Source organism: Amycolatopsis sp. MJM2582 (genome assembly GCF_000754115.1).
GTDB classification, from domain to species: Bacteria; Actinomycetota; Actinomycetes; order Mycobacteriales; family Pseudonocardiaceae; genus Amycolatopsis; species Amycolatopsis japonica.
Genome location: NZ_JPLW01000001.1, coordinates 2,095,712 through 2,111,476 on the forward strand (window position 1 = coordinate 2,095,712; position 15,765 = coordinate 2,111,476).

Consider the following 15,765-nt stretch of genomic DNA (forward strand, 5'->3'; position numbering starts at 1 on the left):
TGTCAAAGAAGTTGACGGGTGTCCGTCCGGTGTAAATCGGTCGGTGGTGGCGGCTACCGTGATCGTGTGGGCATCACCGTGGGGTTCGACCTCGACATGACACTGATCGATCCGCGGCCGGGCATGGTCGCGGTGATGAACGCGCTCGGCGTGGAATCCGGCCTGCCGCTGGACGGCGAATACTTCGCGGCCAACCTCGGCCCGCCCCTCGACGCCAGCCTGCGGGGTTTCGGCGCGCCGGAGGAGCGCATCCCGGAGCTGGTGGCACGGTTCCGCGCGATGTATCCGGAGACGGTCGTGCCCGTGACGGTCGCGATGCCCGGCGCGGCCGAAGCACTGCACGCCGTCCGCGAGGCGGGCGGGCGCACCGTCGTCGTCACCGGCAAATACGCGCCCAACGCGAAACTGCACCTGGACGCGCTCGGCCTGGAGGTCGACGTCCTGGTCGGGGAACTGTGGTCGACGGAGAAGGCCGCCGCGCTCACCGAGCACGGCGCCAGTGTCTACGTCGGGGATCACGTCGGCGACATCCGCGGCGCGCTGGCGGCGGGCGCGGTCCCGATCGGGGTCACAACGGGCCCGTGCACCAAGGACGAGCTGCTCGCGGAAGGAGCCGACGTGGTGTTCGACTCGCTGACCGAGTTCCCCGGCTGGCTCAGCTCTTTCGGCGAGCCTCGCGGATAAGGGCGATCAGGCCGAGGGCGAGCCCCAGCGGAGTGATCACGCCCGCCGCGGCGGAGAGCCACACCGGCAGGTTCTCGAGCCCGGCGGCGAACATGACGAAAACCGCTGTGACGGCGATCATGCCCAGCGCGAACAGGCCGATGCCGACGCGCATGAGGATCGGTTTGCCGGGCTTTTCGGGGACGGCCACAGCGGCCTCCTTTACTGCGGTCTCCATGAAGGAGAGGGTATCCGCCGGTATCCGCTTCTCCACAGGGCCTGTGGCGAGATACGCTTATGGGACGCGCGCCCTGGGTACGCCCCCGGGCGCGTTCGTTGTGAGCGGGACAGCAAAGGATTGGTGAGGGAAGTGCCGACCGGCAAGGTCAAGTGGTACGACGCGGAGAAGGGTTTCGGTTTCGTCACCCAGGATGGGGGCGCCGACGTCTACATCCGCAAAGCCGCGCTGCCGCAGGGCGTCGAAGGGCTCAAGGCCGGGCAGCGCCTCGAGTTCGGTGTCGCCGACGGCCGCCGCGGCCCGCAAGCGCTCTCCGTCCGGCTGCTGGATCCGCCGCCTTCGGTCGCCGAGGCGCGCCGCCGCCCCGCCGAGGAGCTGCACGGGCTCATCGAGGACATGATCAAGCTGCTCGAACTCAAGGTGCAGCCGGATCTGCGGCGCAACCGCTACCCGGACCGCAAGAACACCAAGCAGATCGCCGAGATCATGCGCGCGGTCGCGCGGGACCTCGATCCCTGATCGGCGCTCCCCACCCTCATCGCGCGTGAAGGCCCCCTTCCCTCGGCTCAGTCGAGGGAAGGGGGCCTTCACGCGCAATCAGCTCAGGGACGCCGCGCGGTGGTAGCAAAGGTCCCTTGCTCCCTCAGGCGGCAGGCGGCTCGACCTGCAGCGACCAGATGGCCGTCGTGACCGCCTCGGCGTCCTCCGGCCGTCCGGTCCGGCTGAGCACCGAAGCCTGCGCGACCTCGACGACGAGGATCTGGTCGTCGGGCCGCGGCGTCGTCACGGTGTAGGCGAACCGGTCGAGCGACGTGATGATGTCCTGCTTGAGCTCCTGCGGCTCGCCCTGGCCGTTCACGTACTGCACCGTGACCTTCCACGGCGTTTCCGCGATCGCGCTCGGCACCGAGATCTGCACCGGCTTCCCCGGCCGGATCCGCAGTTTGCCCGCGGCGTCGGGCCTGGTGGTGCACTGGGCGGTCTTGATGTCGCACGACGCCAGCGGGCCGACGTTCACCGTCTTGCCGTCGGCGAAGAAGGTCACCTCTTCGGGGCCGGGGGCCGCGCAACCGGCCACCACGAAACCACCCGCCGCGAGCAGGGCCAAAATACGAAGTCGCCGCATACGGTGAAGATTACGAGCCCGGCCGCCACCGGGAGTCACCGGGCTGCGAGGGGACCGGCGTTTCGCTGGTCGGCTCCGGGCGCAGCGGCCGGTCGCCGCCGAGACCCGGGATCAGCGAGGTCCCGCGCCGGACCATGAACGTCTGCGTGAACCCGACGGCCAGCAGGATCGACAGCACCAGGAAGCCGATCCAGTACGTCGGCGGCAGCAGCAGGCCGACGGCGCCGCCGAAGCACCAGGACATCTGCAGCACGGTCTCCGACCGCCCGAACGCCGAGGCGCGCGACTCCTCCGGCAGGTCTTCCTGGATGACGGCGTCGAGGCTGATCTTCGCCAGCGCGCTCGCGGTCGCGCCGACGAGCGCCACGATCGCCGCCGTCGCCAGTCCGGCCGCCACGGTGGCGATGATCGCGATGCCGAGACAGGCTCCGACACAGGCCAGGATCACCTGATCCGGTTTGCCGAAGTGCAGCCGCGAACCCAGCGCGTTGCCGAGGAAACCACCCACGCCCGCCGCGGCGCCGATGATGCCGAGCAGCAGCAACTGGTCGAACGGGCTCTGCCCGCTGCCTTCGGCCTGCGCCTTCACCGCGAACGCGGAGAACATCATCAGGAATCCGGTCAGCACGCGGACGGTGCCGTTGCCCCACAACGAGACGACGATCTGCCGCCCCATCGGCTGCCGCTGCTTCTTGACCCGCCGCTCGGGATGCGCGGACAGCGACGCCGGCACCTCGCCCTCGGTCTTCTCGACCCAGGACGGGATGCGCATCGACTGCACAGCGGCGGCGACGCAGATCAGCATGGTGAACCACAACGCGCCCTGCGAACCCCAGATCGCGTTGACCCCGCTCGCGAGCGCGCCGAACGCGCCGGCCGCGACCAGGCCGAACACGGTCAGCCGCGCGTTGGTCTTGGACAGCGTGATCTCGGGCGGCAGCACCCGTGGGGTCACCGCTGCCTTGAGCACTGTGAACGACTTCGAGAGCACCATCATGCCCAGCGCCGCCGGGTACAGGAGCCAGTCGTCGAAGTGCAGCGCCATCACGATCGCCATCAGCGCCTGCCCCGCCGAGGACACGCACATCGCCAGCCGCCGTCCGCGCTGGATCTTGTCCAGCGCCGGGCCGATCACCGGCGCGACCAGCGCGAACGGCGCGATGGTGATGAGCAGGTAGAGCGCGACCTTGCCCTTGCTCTCCCCGCTGGTGGCGGCGAAGAACAAGGTGTTCGCCAGCGCGATCGCCATCGCGGCGTCGCTGGCGTAGTTCAGCATCACCGCGTACGTCAGCGAAGTGAGGCCCGACTTGTCGGCACCGTCCGCCTTCGTCGCGCGCTGGAACGCGCCGACGGCCTGCCCGGTGAGCTGACGGCTGCGCATCGCCGCGACCCGGGTGACCGTGATCTTCTTCGGCATCTTCGGCAGAGAGCCGGCGCGTGGCGGGACCGCGGTCGTCGGATGCTCGTGCGGCGGCTCCGGCACCTCACGCGGCTCGCCCGCGTAACCGCCGGTGTCGTAGTGCTCGTACTCGCCGCTGCCCGGCGGGTGTTCGTCGTAGAACCCGCCCGGACGACGCCGGACGGGTTCGGTCTGCCGCTGCGAAGGATCCGGGTACGGCCGTGCCCCACGCGGAGGAGTCCTCGGCGGCGGGGGCGGGGGTGGCTGATGGTGTCCCATCGGGATCGCGCCGGTGCGCGCCTCGTCGGCGGTCGGCCCGGCCGGATGCGGCTGGTACTGGGGGTGGGGGCGGGCCGCGCGCGGCGGCGGGGGCGGCACCGGCTGCTGATCGACCCTGGTCGTCGGCGGTGCGGACCAGCTGCGTGCCTGGGCGGCGCCGGGCTCCGGCGTCCACTTCCGCTTGCTCTTGCGGCCACGCTCCTTGCCCGACCGGCCGTTACGCGTGCCGTCGGGTCCAGAGTTCGAGCCGAAGATTCCCACGCTTCAATCCTGCCTTACGCGGGACTCGCTTCGCGCGTTCACCACTGCTTTCTAGGGGACCGGGACGAATTTCACGCGGAACATCTTGGGCCAGAGCTTGCCGGTGATCAGGAATTCGTCGGTCCCGGGCACCGCCGCGATGCCGTTGAGGACGTCCGCGGCGCCCCGCTCGGCCCCGTCCAGCAGGCCGGAGGCGTCGATCTCGCCGGTGACCCGCCCGGTCGCGGCGTCGATCCGCAGGATCCGGTCGGTCTGCCAGACGTTCGCGTACACGGAGTCGCCGACGCATTCCAGCTCGTTCAGCTGGTCACGGCCGACATCGACACCGCCAGTCGGCGCGAAGGACACTGGGTCGCGGAAGGTCAGCTTCGACGAGCCGTCGCTCATCACCAGCCGCCCGTCGTGATGGCAAAGGCCCCAGCCCTCGCCCGTGTACGTCACCCGCCTCAGCTCGGCCAGCGTCTTGGCGTCCCGTTCGATCGCGACGCCGTCCTTCCAGGTGATCTGCCAGGCCGTCGCCCCGAGCACGGTGATGCCCTCGCCGAACAGACCGGGCAGTTCCTGCCGGACCGCCGGCGCCGCACCCGCGGGCCCGGCCCGCATCGACGACTTCCCGACCAGGCCGGTGCCCTCGTACAGCGTCTCGCCGGAGAACTCGAGGCCCTGGGTGAAGGCGCCCGGATCGTGGGGCAACGTCGAGAGCACCCGCACCTTCAGTTTCTCGGGCGCGGGCGGCGCGGCGTCGCTCACCGGCGCGGCGGCGCAGCCACCGAGGACGGCGGCCAGCAGGAGCGAGGTGGTCATCAGCGTGCGCACGCGGACAGCCTGACATGGACCGCGATATCGCGTGCGGCAGAATGGGGGCATGACCCTGCTGTTGACCCTGGACGACGGCTCCATCCAGCGCAAACTCGCCGAGGCGGTCGATCTGGCCCGCGCGGCGGTGCTGGAGGACGCCGGTGCCGAACAGGTCGGCGCGCACGTCGGCGTGGACCGGGAGGACGCGGTCTCCGCGAGCCACCTGTTCGAGGCGACCGTGACGGGGTATCGAGGCTGGCGCTGGTCGGTGACGGTCGCGCTCGCCGGTGAGGACGAGCCGATCACGGTCAGCGAGGTCGTGCTGATCCCCGGTCCGGACGCGCGTGTCGCCCCGGCTTGGGTGCCGTGGGACCGCCGGGTGCAGGCGGGCGACCTCGGCGTCGGCGACATCTTCCCGGTGGAGAAGGACGACCCGCGGCTCGCCCCGGCGTACCTGGAGTCCGACGACCCCGCGGTCGAGGCGGTCGCCAAGGAGATCGGGCTCGGCCGGGTCCACGTGCTGTCCCGGCACGGCAGGCTCGACGCCGCCGCCCGCTGGCACAGCGGCGAGTTCGGCCCGCGGTCGGACATGGCGCGCAGCGCGCCGGACGTCTGCGGGAGCTGCGGGTTCTTCGTGCCGCTCGCCGGGTCGCTCAGCGCGGCCTTCGGCGCGTGCACCAACGACATCTCCCCGGCGGACGGCCACGTCGTCGACGTGGAGTACGGCTGCGGCGCACACTCCGAGATCGAGGTCGAGGTGACCTCGTCGGTGCCGGTGGCGGAACTGGTCTACGACGACTCGCTGATGGACTTCGAGCCCGCTCCGGAAACGCCGGCCGAGGCTCCCGAACCCGAGCCCGCCGAAGCCACGGTCGTCGACGAGTCCGAGGCCCCGGTGGCCGAGGCGCCCGAGACCGCCGAGGTCCAGCCGGAGGTCGAACCCGAGGCCGCCGAGCCGGTCGTGGAAACCGCCGACGAAGCGCAGGTCGAGGCCGAAAGCGCCAGTGAGCACTGACCCGTTCGGCACCGAGCGGCTCCGCGCCGCCGTCCTGCGGGCGTGGGCCGATTCGCCGACGCGGTTCACCGAGGACACGAACACCGAGAACGACCTGCGGGTCGGCGGCTATCGCGACCGGCTGTTCGTCGAGCTGGCGCAGAACGCCGCCGACGCCGCCCTGGCCGCCGGTGATCGTGGCACGCTCCGGGTGTCCGTTGTGGACGGTGAGCTGAGGTTCGCCAACACAGGTGCGCCCCTGGACGCACGCGGCGTCGAATCCCTTGCCTCCCTTCGCGCTTCCGGCAAAGGGGAGGAGACCGTCGGCCGGTTCGGCGTCGGATTCGCCGCCGTGCTCACGGTTTCCGCCGAGCCGAGGATCGTTTCGGTGACCGGTGGGGTCGCGTTCTCCGCGGAACGCACGCGGGCCGAAGCCGATCGCACCGGCGACGTTCCCGTGCTGCGGCTGCCGTGGCCGGTCGCCGACGACGAGCCTCCTGTGCCCGAGGGTTTCGCCACCGAAGTCCGCCTTCCGCTGCGCGAAGGCGTCGATGTCCGGGCCTTGCTGGCGGATCTGAAGAACGACATCGGTGATCTCCTGCTCACCTTGCCCTGGCTGGAGAGCGTCGAGGTCGAAGGCGGTGTCTGGCGCCGCTCCGATCTCGGTGACGGCGTCGTCGAGCTCGCGTCGCCGGACGGTTCCGAGCACTGGCAGGTGCATCGCGGCGAGGTCGTCTGGGCCGTCCCGCTCGACGGATCCGGTTCGCCCCGGCCGCTCGGCGAAGACGTCCTGCACGCGCCGACCCCCACGGACGACGAGCTCTCCCTGCCCGCCAGGCTGATCGCGACGCTTCCGATCGAGCCGTCCCGGCGCCGCGCGCTTCCGGGGCCGGAGCTGACCGCCGCGTTGAAGAACGCCGCCCGGGAGTACGTCGATCTCGTCTGTTCCTTGCCGGGCAAGGAACGTCTGGCGCTCGTGCCCGGCGCCGGCTTTCCGCGTTCCACTGTGGACGGAACGCTGCGCGAGGCCATCCTGGAGAATCTCACCGACTCGCCTTGGCTTCCCGCGCAGGAGGGTGACGATCTGCCGGGGCGTCAGGCGCGTGTCCTTTCGGTGGACGTGCCGGGATTGGCGCCGCTGCTGGCCGATCTCGTACCCGGACTGATTTCACTGTCCGGTGTGGACCTTCGCGCGGTCGGCGCGCGGACGCTTTCGCCCGCCGAAGCCATCGAACTGCTGACCGGGGCCCAGCGCGAGCCCTCGTGGTGGCGTTCGCTCTACGACGTGCTGCTCCCGGCGCTCGAAGCACACGACCTCACCAAGGACGATCTCGGCGCGCTGCCGGTGCCGATGTCCGACGGCCGTACCTTGCCCGGCGTCCGCGACGCGCTGCTTGTCGGCGGCTCGGCGGAACTGCTCGAACTCCTGTCCGATGTGGACATCATCGGCCTGCGGCTGGTGCATCCGGCCGCCGCGCATCCGTTGCTGGAACGCTTGGGTGCCAAGCACGCCGAGGCGAGCGACCTGCTGGAAGCCGACGCGCTGAGCGCGGCCGTCGAACGCAGCGTCGAAGACGTCCGGTCCGGTTTGGACGGTATGGCGCTCGCGGGCGCGGTGCTCCGCCTGATCGCCGAGGTCGGCGACGAAGCCCCCGATTGGGCGGGTGCGCTGGCCCTGCCGAGCGAGGACGGCTGGCGTCGGGCGGACGAACTCGTGCTGCCGACGTCACCGCTGGGCGACATCTTCGACCCCGAGGTGTTCGAAGAAGACGGCGCTTTGTCCGTGCTGGACGAGGAATTCGCCGAAGACTGGCCGGTGGCCACGCTCGTCGCGGTCGGCGTGCTCGATTCGTTCGCGATCGTCACCGACGACGAACCCCTCGAACCCGAACACGGGCTGCCCGAGGAACACGAGTGGTGGGACTCCCGGGAACGGCCACCGTCACGGGTGCTCGCCGTGCGGGACCTCGACCTCGTCGGTGACGACGCCTGGCCGGAGGCGCTGCGCCTGCTCGCGGCGCGTCCCGAGACCTGGCGGGCCCTCACCGAACCCGGCGGGCACACCGGCTGGTGGCTCGCGCGGTACGCGTTGCTGGACGGGCACGCCCCGCTCGACTGGCGGATGCCGGAAGCGTCGGCGCTGGCCGGGCTCTACGACGTCGTCCCGGATTCGGGGCTGAGCAAGGAGATCCTGCTCGCCGCCGGTGTCCGGACGGAGCTGGGCGCGGATGCCGAAGACGTCGAGGATCTCTTGGATCGGCTCGGGGATCCCGAGCGCAAGGTGAGCCCCGGGCTCGCTTCCCGCGCGCACGCGGCCCTCGCCGAGTACACAGTGGACGTTCCCGCGCCGGACCGGGTCCGCGCCGCGGACGGCTCGGCCGTCGATGCTCGCGACGCCGTCGTGCTCGACGTGCCGTGGTTCGCGGCCGTGCTGCCGCCGGAGCGGATGGTCGTCTCGGCGAGCGGCGCCGCCGCGCTGGCGGAACTGCTGGACCTGCCGGTGGCGAGCGGTCTCGACGCCAAGGTCACCGAAGACGGCGAGTACGTGCCGTGGACGGAGCTGTCCGCGCTCCGGCTGGCCGCCGATCAGCTGGGCGTCGAATTGCCCGAGGGTGGCGTGCTGCTGCACGAGGCGCTGACGGTGACCTTCGAGGACGCGGAACACGAGGTCGCCTGGTGGTCCGACGGCAGGCTGCACGCCGCCGACACTCCGGAGGGCCTCGGCCGGGCCTTCGCCTGGGCCACAGACCGTTGGGCCGACCGTCACGTCCTGACGGCCCTGCTCGACGACCCCTCGCCCTCGGCCCTCCTGAACTGACCGCGTTTCGTCCTCTGAATGCGGTCCTTAGAGGCGCTGGGCGCTCTTCGAGCCCCGGCGGGCGGCGGCGCGCTGCCAGGCGATGATCGCGAGCCCGATGAAGCCGAGCACGACGCCGGAGAACGCCGTCTGCACCCAGATGCCGTCGGTCACAAAGAACAGGACCACGGTCGCGACCGCCCAGAGCGAGGTACCTACGATCACGACCGGCGTCAGGTCGGTCAGCCGCTTCGGCAGCTCCGGCGTTGGCCGCAATGAACCGTTTACTTCCCCGGAATTGATCGATTCGCCCACGTGGGGAAGGGTACCCGGCAACGGGCGAAGGGTGGTACGCGATGGCGGAGCAGCGCACCCGGTCCACACTGGACCGGTTCTTCAAGATCAGCGAGCGCGGCTCGACACCGGGGCGGGAGATCCGCGGCGGGATCGTCACCTTCTTCACGATGGCCTACATCGTGGTGCTGAACCCGCTGATCCTCGGCAGTTTCTCCGCCGAAGACGCGGGCGCGCACAAGGACGTCCTCGGCAACATCCTCCCCGTGCCGCAGGTCGCCGCGGTGACCGCGCTGGTCGCCGGCGTGCTGACGATCATCATGGGCCTGGTCGCGAACTACCCGTTCGCCATCGCCACCGGCCTCGGCATCAACAGCCTGATCGCGGTCACCTTCGCCTCCCAGATGACCTGGCCGGAGGCGATGGGCCTGGTGGTGATCGAAGGCCTGGTCATCGTCCTGCTGGTGTTCGCCGGCATCCGGACGGCGGTGTTCAACGCCGTGCCGCCGCCGCTGAAATCCGCGATCGCGGTCGGCATCGGCCTGTTCATCTGCCTGATCGGCCTGGTCGACGCCGGTTTCGTCCGCCGCGTGCCGGACGACGCGAAGACGACCGTGCCGGTCGGGCTGGGCATCAACGGTTCGATCGCCTCGTGGCCGACGCTGGTGTTCGTCGTCGGCCTGCTGGTCACCGGCATCCTGGTGGCGAAGCGGGTCAAGGGCGCGATCCTGATCGGTGTGCTCGCGTCGACCGTGCTGGCGATCGTCGTCGAGGCGATCACCAAGGTCGGCCCCTCCAAGGGCGTGAACCCGCTGGGCTGGAACCTCGGCTACCCGGCGCTGCCGGATCAGGTCCTGGGCCTGCCGGACCTCTCGCTGGTCGGCGAGATCTCCTTCGGCGCCTGGACGCGGCTGCCGATCATCACCGTCGTGCTGCTGGTGTTCACGCTGGTGCTGGCGGACTTCTTCGACACCATGGGCTCGATGACCGGCCTGGCGAAGGAGGGCGGGCTGCTCCCGGCGGACGGCAAGCTCCCGAACGTCGGCAAGGCGCTGTTCGTCGACGGCACCGCCGCGGTGGCGGGCGGCTTCGCGTCGTCGAGTTCGAACACCGTCTTCGTCGAATCCGCGTCCGGTATCGCCGAGGGCGCCAGGACCGGGCTCGCGAACGTCGTCACCGGCGTGCTGTTCATCGCGGCCATGTTCCTGACCCCGCTGTATCAGGTCGTCCCGGTCGAGGCCGCCGCTCCGGCGCTGGTCGTCGTCGGCGCGCTGATGATGAGTCAGGTCAAGGAGATCGACTTCTCCGACTTCACCGTCGCGCTGCCCGCGTTCCTGACGATCGTGGTCATGCCGTTCACCTACTCGATCGCCAACGGCATCGGCGCCGGCTTCGTCAGCTACGTCGTCATCCGCGCGGTCACCGGCAAGGCCAAGGGCGTGCACCCGCTGATGTGGGGTATCGCGGCGATGTTCGTGGCCTATTTCGCGGTCGGGCCGATCCAGGCCGCGTTCAACTGACCAGCGGTTATGTCATCCGTGGGCGATCTCACGGGCCGATGATCCGATCGTGAGGTATGCTAACTATATGTCCGGAGACACGCACGAGCGCTCACTGGCGAGCCGCCTGCGTCTCGCGGTGGTGCGGCTCAATCGACGGCTACGGGCCCAGCGTGCCGGTGACGGCATCTCGCTGACCCAGGTGTCCGCGTTGTCGACGTTGCACAAATGCGGTGCGCTGACCCCTGGCCAGCTCGCCGCGAAGGAAGGTGTCCAGCCACCTTCGATGACGAGGGTGATCGCCGCGCTCGAGGAGATGGGTTACGTCGAGCGCAGGCCGCATCCGACGGACGGCCGCCAGGCCATCGTCGAACTGTCCGATCGCGGCCGGGCCTACGTGATCGAGCAGATCACCGCGCGGGAGATCTGGCTGGACAAGCAATTGGCGGAGTTGAGCGCCGAAGAACGCGAAGTGCTCTCTCGCGCCTCCGAGATCATCGACAGGATGGCGGGGAACTAACAGCGGTGACGACCACGGGTAGCGAAACACAGTGTCCTTCCAAGACCACCGTTACCCGGGAACCCGCACCACCGCCACCTCCCGCGCGCGAGAAGCCGCGCGGGAGCATGTTCTCCTCGCTGAAGGTCCGCAACTACCGGCTCTTCTTCACCGGCCAGGTCATCTCGAACATCGGCACCTGGATGCAGCGCATCGCGCAGGACTGGCTGGTGTTCACCCTCAGCGGCAACGACCCGATCGCGCTCGGCATCGCGGTCGCGCTGCAGTTCGCGCCGACGCTGTTCCTCTCGCTGTGGGCGGGTGTGCTGGCCGACCGCGTCGACAAACGACGGCTGCTGATCGGTATCCAGATCGCCGTGCTCACGCAGGCGGTGATCCTCGGTGCCCTCGACCTGAGCGGGATCGCGGCGCTTTGGCACGTGTACCTCCTCTGTTTCACCCTCGGTGTGACGGCCTCGCTGGAGGTGCCCGCGCGGCAGTCGTTCGTCGCCGAGATGGTGGGCAGGGACAAGGTCACCAACGCCGTCGCGCTCAACTCGTCGATCTTCAACATGGCCCGGATCGTCGGCCCGGCCATCGCGGGTTTCGCGATCACCTGGGTCGGCACCGGCTGGCTGTTCATGGCGAACGCGGTGAGCACGGGCGCCGTCATCGCCGCGCTGGTGCTGATGAACCCGGACAAGCTCTTCCGCGGCCCGGCCATCCCGCGCGAGAAGGGGCAGCTCGTCGAGGGGCTGCGGTACGTCCGGCGGCGCAGTGACCTGATGACCGTGATGGTGCTGGTGTTCTTCGTGAGCACGTTCGGCATCACGTACTTCACGTCGCTGCCGATCGTCGCCGCCAACGTCTTCCACACCAACGCCGACGGCTATGGCCTGCTGTCGACGCTGGTCGCCGTCGGCACCTTCACCGGCGCGCTGATGTCGGCCCGTCGCAACAGCCGCGGCGGTCCGCGCGTGCGGCTGCTGCTGGTCTCGGCGTTCCTGCTCGGCGCGTTCGAGGTGATCACCGCGTTCATGCCGACGTACCTGACCTTCGGGCTCGCGCTGATCCCGCTCGGCTTCGCCACGATCACCTTCCTGAACACGGCGAACGCGCTCGTGCAGACCGCGGTCAGCCCGGAGATGCGCGGCCGGGTGATGGGCCTGTACGTGCTGGTGCTGATCGGCGGCAACCCCATCGGCGGCCCGATGACGGGCTGGATGGCCGACGCCTTCGGCGGCCGCTCGCCGTTCTACATCGGCGGCGCGATTTCGGCGCTCGCCGCAGTGGTGTGCGCCGTCGTGCTGATCCGGCGTGGCGGGGTGAGCCTGCCGGTGCGGCGGTTCGGGAACGGACTGCGCGTGCTGAAGCGGGAGCGGGTGTGAATCGGCTCGGCGTCGAACCGTCGGGGACCGGGTTCCTCGACTGGACGATCGACGGCGTCGCGCTGCGCTCGATGGTTCCCGCTGAGCAGCGGACGCCGCTGTTCCTGGACGACGAGCTGTGGCGGGAGGCGGCGGTCGGTACGCTTCGCCGTCTCCTCGGCGGCTTGCCGGGCGATTTCGACGACGGCCGGGTCGCGCTGCTGGTGTGTCCGCTGTGCGGCGATCTCGGCTGCGGTGCTTACAGCGTCGAGGTCGTCTTCGGTGACGACGTGGTCGAGTGGCGGGCCTTCGGCTGGCAAACCGACTACGAGCCGTTCGACGACCCGGAGGAGTACCGGTTCACCGGCGCCCGCTTCGAGCGGACGGCGTACGAGACGCTGCTCGGCGACCTCTTGTCGAACTACCGCGCCTAACGGCCGAGCAGCGGCGGCACCACCTTCTCGGCGAGTGCCACGAGGTCGCCGGTGCCCTTGAACCTGAGCGTCTGCCCGGCCGGATCGTCGGTGAGCTGCACGACGACGCCTCGTCCGTCGACTTGGGCAGGCAGCCCGGCGACGGTCGTGGTCGGGGCGACGGCGGTGGACAACTCGCTGTAGTCCGCGGTCACGCCGTTCAACTCGCACGAGGCGAAGAAGTTCGGCTTCGCGGTGTCGATGGGCACGCCGAGCGCGCGGCCGAGTTCACCGCACAGCAGCCAGGAGATCACCGGCAGCGGCTTGTCCTTGATCGGGCCGGGTTCGGTCTTCTCCAGCGGGATCTCGCCGTCCTCGCCGATTTTCGGCAACTTCGGTCCCGGCGGCATCGCACCGGCGATCAGCGCTTCGGCGAGCGCCCTCGCCTTCTTCTCGGTTTCCGGGCTCTTCACGGTCCTGCCGCGGATCGAGACATGCAGCACGGGCGAGGCGCCGTTGTGCGGCGCGACCTCGACGAGTTCGACGCTCAGGCTGGTGCCGTCCTCGTTCGTGGCGATGACCGCGAGCTTGCCCGCGACCGTGGTCCTCGTGGGCAGCCCGCGGCTCGTGTCGTCCGGCAGCGCCGGCGCCATCTGCGCGCTGACGTCGAGCTGCGCGGTGACCGCGTGGCAGGACCGGCCGGCCTCGCGAAGCGTGCGGCCGCCGAGGATCTCCTCCCAGCGCTGCTCCGGGATCGCCTGGCACAGCACCTGCGCGGCGGTTTCGTCCGTCAGCGCGGCCACCATCTCGCCCGTCGGCATCGTGACCGGGCGGAGCGCCTGCCCGGACTTGGACGGCCAGGTCGCGGGGAGCTCGGCTTCGGGCTCGTCGTCCCGGTTCAGCACGGTGATCGCGACGACGATGCCGACACCGAACAGCAGCAGCGCACTGACCAGCGCGCAGCCCGCCCAGATCCACATCGGACGGTCGGTCTTGCGCGCGATGGCGCGGTAGTCGTTCGGGGTCGCCACGGGGGTGAAGCTAGTCCGTCGGGCGCCAGGTGTCCGGCGAAACGCCCAAACGCTCGTGAGTGGTAAGGACGGCTAGAACCGTCTTTACCACTCACGAGTCAGGTGCGTTCCCCTCTCGTGGGGGAGCCCGAAGCACCACCGGAGGGAACCGCCGCGAAGCGCGTCCGACGAGGCTTCAAGCTATGGACAGCACAGCGTTTCGCAGCGTTCCAGGAGTGCCCGGATGGGCGAAGTGGTCGGCGCACACCGTCGCACTGGTGAACGTCCCGTCCGGCCTTTGGCGGCTGGGGCTCGCGGTCGGGATCCCGTTCGGGCTGGCTCAGTCCGAATTGGACAGCTTGAACACTCCCGGCTGGGGCTCGCTCTATCTCGTGTTCCTCGCCGTGTTTTCGGAAGCCGTCGCCTTCCTGGCGCTCGGTCTCATCCAGCCGTGGGGTGAGACCTGGCCGAGATGGCTTCCTTTCGTCGGCGGCAAACCCGTTTCCGCTCGCAAGGTGGTGGTCGTCTCCTCGCTCGGCGCACTGGCCACGACGGTCTACGGAGGCTTCTTCGTGTACACGACCTTCATCGGTGAAATGGCGGGCGAGCCCTGGGCGTACTGGCTGGTCGTCGTCCTCTACGCGCCGTTGGTGCTTTGGGGACCGCTGCTCGCGGCGGTGACGTGGCATTACCACCGGCGCCGTGGCACCGCACTCACGTGATTGAAGCCGCAACTCACGTGATTGAAGCCGGAACTCGCGTGATCGGCGGCGGAACACCTCGAGTGCGGCCTCCAATCACGCGAGTCACGTCCTCGATCACGTGAGTCACGCCTTCGCTCACGCCACGCCTGGGTGTCCCAGTCCGTGAAGGCCTCTCGGAGTCATGGGGTTGTTGCAACACCGTCTGCTGGGAAGGGGCGGGTTGTGCGGGTGTTTCGGTGGTTGCCGCGGTCGGTGCGGGTGGGGTTTTGGGATCAGGTTCGTGCGGGGGTGGCGGCGAAGCCGGCGGCGCGGGCGGTGGGGTTGTCCCCGACGACGGGGGTGCGGTTGTTCCGGCAGGCTGGCGGGGTGATCGGTAACGCACCTTGTCGGCCTGGGCCGGTCCGGTTGAGTCTGGCCGAGCGGGAAGAGATCGCCTGTCTGACCGCGGCGGGGCTGGGGCCCCGGGCGATCGGGCGGGCGATCGGCCGCCCGGCCTCGACGGTGTCTCGCGAGCTGGCCCGTAACACCGGCCGGTCGGGTGTGTATCGGGCTGTCAGTGCCCAGCACGCGGCCGAGGAACGCGCGACCCGCCCGAAGACCGCGAAACTGGCCGCGGACCCGGTGTTGCGTCAGGTGGTGCAGGACAGGCTGGACCGCAAGTGGTCCCCGCGTCAGATCGCGCGGAGACTGGTGCTGGAGTTCCCCGACCAGCCGGAGATGCGGGTGTCACACGAAACGATCTACCAAGCACTGTATGTCCAGGGCCGGGGCGCGTTGCGCCGTGAACTCACCCAGGCACTGCGGACCGGGCGGGCGCTGCGGATGCCCCGCCGGCAGGCCCAGGCCCGCCGGGAACGCACCCCCGGCGGGATCAAGGACATGGTCAACATCAGCGAACGCCCCGCCGAGGCCGCCGACCGCGCCGTCCCCGGCCACTGGGAAGGCGACCTGATCCTGGGCAAGGACAACAAATCCGCGATCGGGACCCTGGTCGAACGCACCACCCGGTTCGTGATGCTGCTGCACCTGCCCCACAGCAGAGACGCCGCCACCGTCGCCACCGCCATGACCGAGATCATCCACACCCTGCCACCCCTGCTGGTCAAATCCCTGACCTGGGACCAGGGCAAAGAAATGGCCCACCACCAGCAGATCACCCTGGCCACCGGAATGGACATCTACTTCTGCGACCCGCACGCACCCTGGCAACGCGGCACCAACGAGAACACCAACGGCCTGCTCCGCCAATACTTCCCCAAAGGCACCGACCTCACCCAGCACACCGCCGCAGACCTCGCCCGCGTCGCCACCGAACTCAACGGACGCCCCCGCCAAACCCTCGACTGGCACACACCCACCGAAGCCCTCGAAGCACTACTGTTCAACCAACAAACAATGCGTGTTGCAACCACCACGTGAATCCA

Annotated in this window: 16 protein-coding genes; 10 read left to right on the forward strand and 6 right to left on the reverse strand. The window is 69.7% G+C overall.

What is annotated here, in order from left to right; translation table 11 throughout:
- Positions 1-66 precede the first annotated feature (66 nt).
- Positions 67-684, forward strand: coding sequence for an HAD family hydrolase (locus tag ED92_RS10305; protein ID WP_037336335.1), 618 nt, complete (start codon positions 67-69; stop codon positions 682-684).
- Here ED92_RS10305 and ED92_RS10310 read toward each other — a convergent pair.
- Positions 656-901 carry a hypothetical protein gene (locus ED92_RS10310; RefSeq protein ID WP_051972318.1) on the reverse strand — a complete coding sequence of 82 codons (246 nt, stop codon included), beginning with the start codon at positions 899-901 and terminating at the stop codon, positions 656-658. The genes ED92_RS10305 and ED92_RS10310 overlap by 29 nt on opposite strands.
- A gap of 132 nt (positions 902-1,033) precedes the next feature.
- On the opposite strand from ED92_RS10310, the gene ED92_RS10315 reads away from it, so the two are divergent.
- The gene (locus ED92_RS10315) at positions 1,034-1,420 is read left to right on the forward strand and encodes a cold-shock protein (protein ID WP_016337551.1); all 387 of its coding nucleotides are present in this window, start codon (positions 1,034-1,036) and stop codon (positions 1,418-1,420) included.
- A 124-nt stretch (positions 1,421-1,544) separates the two neighbouring features.
- On the opposite strand, the gene ED92_RS10320 is transcribed toward ED92_RS10315, so the two are convergent.
- From ED92_RS10320 to ED92_RS10330, 3 genes are read right to left on the reverse strand one after another with little or no spacing between them, the layout of a single operon-like run.
- On the reverse strand, positions 1,545-2,009 hold the full coding sequence (locus ED92_RS10320; protein WP_052120336.1) for a DUF2771 family protein: 465 nt from the start codon (positions 2,007-2,009) through the stop codon (positions 1,545-1,547).
- Positions 2,010-2,037: 28 nt separating this feature from the next.
- Positions 2,038-3,966 carry an MFS transporter gene (locus ED92_RS10325; protein WP_037335662.1) on the reverse strand — a complete coding sequence of 643 codons (1,929 nt, stop codon included), beginning with the start codon at positions 3,964-3,966 and terminating at the stop codon, positions 2,038-2,040.
- Between the two features lie 51 nt (positions 3,967-4,017).
- Positions 4,018-4,782, reverse strand: coding sequence for a glutaminyl-peptide cyclotransferase (locus tag ED92_RS10330; protein WP_037335664.1), 765 nt, complete (start codon positions 4,780-4,782; stop codon positions 4,018-4,020).
- A gap of 49 nt (positions 4,783-4,831) precedes the next feature.
- On the opposite strand from ED92_RS10330, the gene ED92_RS10335 reads away from it, so the two are divergent.
- Complete coding sequence (locus ED92_RS10335) at positions 4,832-5,779, forward strand: DUF3027 domain-containing protein (RefSeq protein ID WP_037335666.1); 948 nt, start codon at positions 4,832-4,834, stop codon at positions 5,777-5,779.
- Complete coding sequence (locus tag ED92_RS10340) at positions 5,769-8,576, forward strand: sacsin N-terminal ATP-binding-like domain-containing protein (protein ID WP_037335667.1); 2,808 nt, start codon at positions 5,769-5,771, stop codon at positions 8,574-8,576. The genes ED92_RS10335 and ED92_RS10340 overlap by 11 nt, the downstream gene beginning before the upstream one ends.
- A 27-nt stretch (positions 8,577-8,603) precedes the next feature.
- Here ED92_RS10340 and ED92_RS10345 read toward each other — a convergent pair whose 3' ends face one another.
- The gene (locus ED92_RS10345) at positions 8,604-8,831 is read right to left on the reverse strand and encodes a DUF2530 domain-containing protein (RefSeq protein ID WP_037335676.1); all 228 of its coding nucleotides are present in this window, start codon (positions 8,829-8,831) and stop codon (positions 8,604-8,606) included.
- Between the two features lie 80 nt (positions 8,832-8,911).
- Here ED92_RS10345 and ED92_RS10350 point away from each other — a divergent pair, with 80 nt between their 5' ends.
- The 4 genes from ED92_RS10350 to ED92_RS10365 all read left to right on the forward strand — a co-directional run bounded on the left by ED92_RS10350 (position 8,912) and on the right by ED92_RS10365 (position 12,648).
- Positions 8,912-10,369: an NCS2 family permease gene (locus ED92_RS10350; RefSeq protein ID WP_037335679.1), complete on the forward strand. Its 1,458-nt coding sequence runs from the start codon at positions 8,912-8,914 to the stop codon at positions 10,367-10,369.
- 67 nt (positions 10,370-10,436) lie between these two features.
- Positions 10,437-10,868 carry a MarR family winged helix-turn-helix transcriptional regulator gene (locus ED92_RS10355; protein ID WP_016337543.1) on the forward strand — a complete coding sequence of 144 codons (432 nt, stop codon included), beginning with the start codon at positions 10,437-10,439 and terminating at the stop codon, positions 10,866-10,868.
- A 107-nt stretch (positions 10,869-10,975) separates the two neighbouring features.
- A complete protein-coding gene (locus ED92_RS10360) occupies positions 10,976-12,235 on the forward strand; it encodes an MFS transporter (RefSeq protein ID WP_037335683.1) in 1,260 nt (419 codons plus the stop codon).
- The gene (locus ED92_RS10365; protein ID WP_037335686.1) at positions 12,232-12,648 is read left to right on the forward strand and encodes a hypothetical protein; all 417 of its coding nucleotides are present in this window, start codon (positions 12,232-12,234) and stop codon (positions 12,646-12,648) included. The genes ED92_RS10360 and ED92_RS10365 overlap by 4 nt, the downstream gene beginning before the upstream one ends.
- Here ED92_RS10365 and ED92_RS10370 read toward each other — a convergent pair.
- Entirely contained in the window at positions 12,645-13,658 is a 1,014-nt protein-coding gene (locus ED92_RS10370) for a hypothetical protein (protein WP_037335688.1), read from the reverse strand. The genes ED92_RS10365 and ED92_RS10370 overlap by 4 nt on opposite strands.
- A 215-nt stretch (positions 13,659-13,873) precedes the next feature.
- Between ED92_RS10370 and ED92_RS10375 the strand changes: the two genes are divergently transcribed.
- Together ED92_RS10375 and ED92_RS10380 are read left to right on the forward strand one after the other, a co-directional pair.
- The gene (locus ED92_RS10375) at positions 13,874-14,359 is read left to right on the forward strand and encodes a hypothetical protein (protein ID WP_052120338.1); all 486 of its coding nucleotides are present in this window, start codon (positions 13,874-13,876) and stop codon (positions 14,357-14,359) included.
- A gap of 204 nt (positions 14,360-14,563) precedes the next feature.
- Positions 14,564-15,760, forward strand: a complete 1,197-nt coding sequence (locus tag ED92_RS10380; protein WP_235213228.1) for an IS30 family transposase — start codon at positions 14,564-14,566, stop codon at positions 15,758-15,760.
- Positions 15,761-15,765: the final 5 nt, after the last annotated feature.

Coding starts and splice junctions, on each gene's coding strand:
- ED92_RS10350 (WP_037335679.1), top strand. CDS start 8,912: ATGGCGGAGCAGCGCACCCGGTCCACACTGGACCGGTTCTTCAAGATC.
- ED92_RS10355 (WP_016337543.1), top strand. CDS start 10,437: ATGTCCGGAGACACGCACGAGCGCTCACTGGCGAGCCGCCTGCGTCTC.
- ED92_RS10335 (WP_037335666.1), top strand. CDS start 4,832: ATGACCCTGCTGTTGACCCTGGACGACGGCTCCATCCAGCGCAAACTC.
- ED92_RS10360 (WP_037335683.1), top strand. CDS start 10,976: ATGTTCTCCTCGCTGAAGGTCCGCAACTACCGGCTCTTCTTCACCGGC.
- ED92_RS10310 (WP_051972318.1), bottom strand. CDS start 901: ATGGAGACCGCAGTAAAGGAGGCCGCTGTGGCCGTCCCCGAAAAGCCC.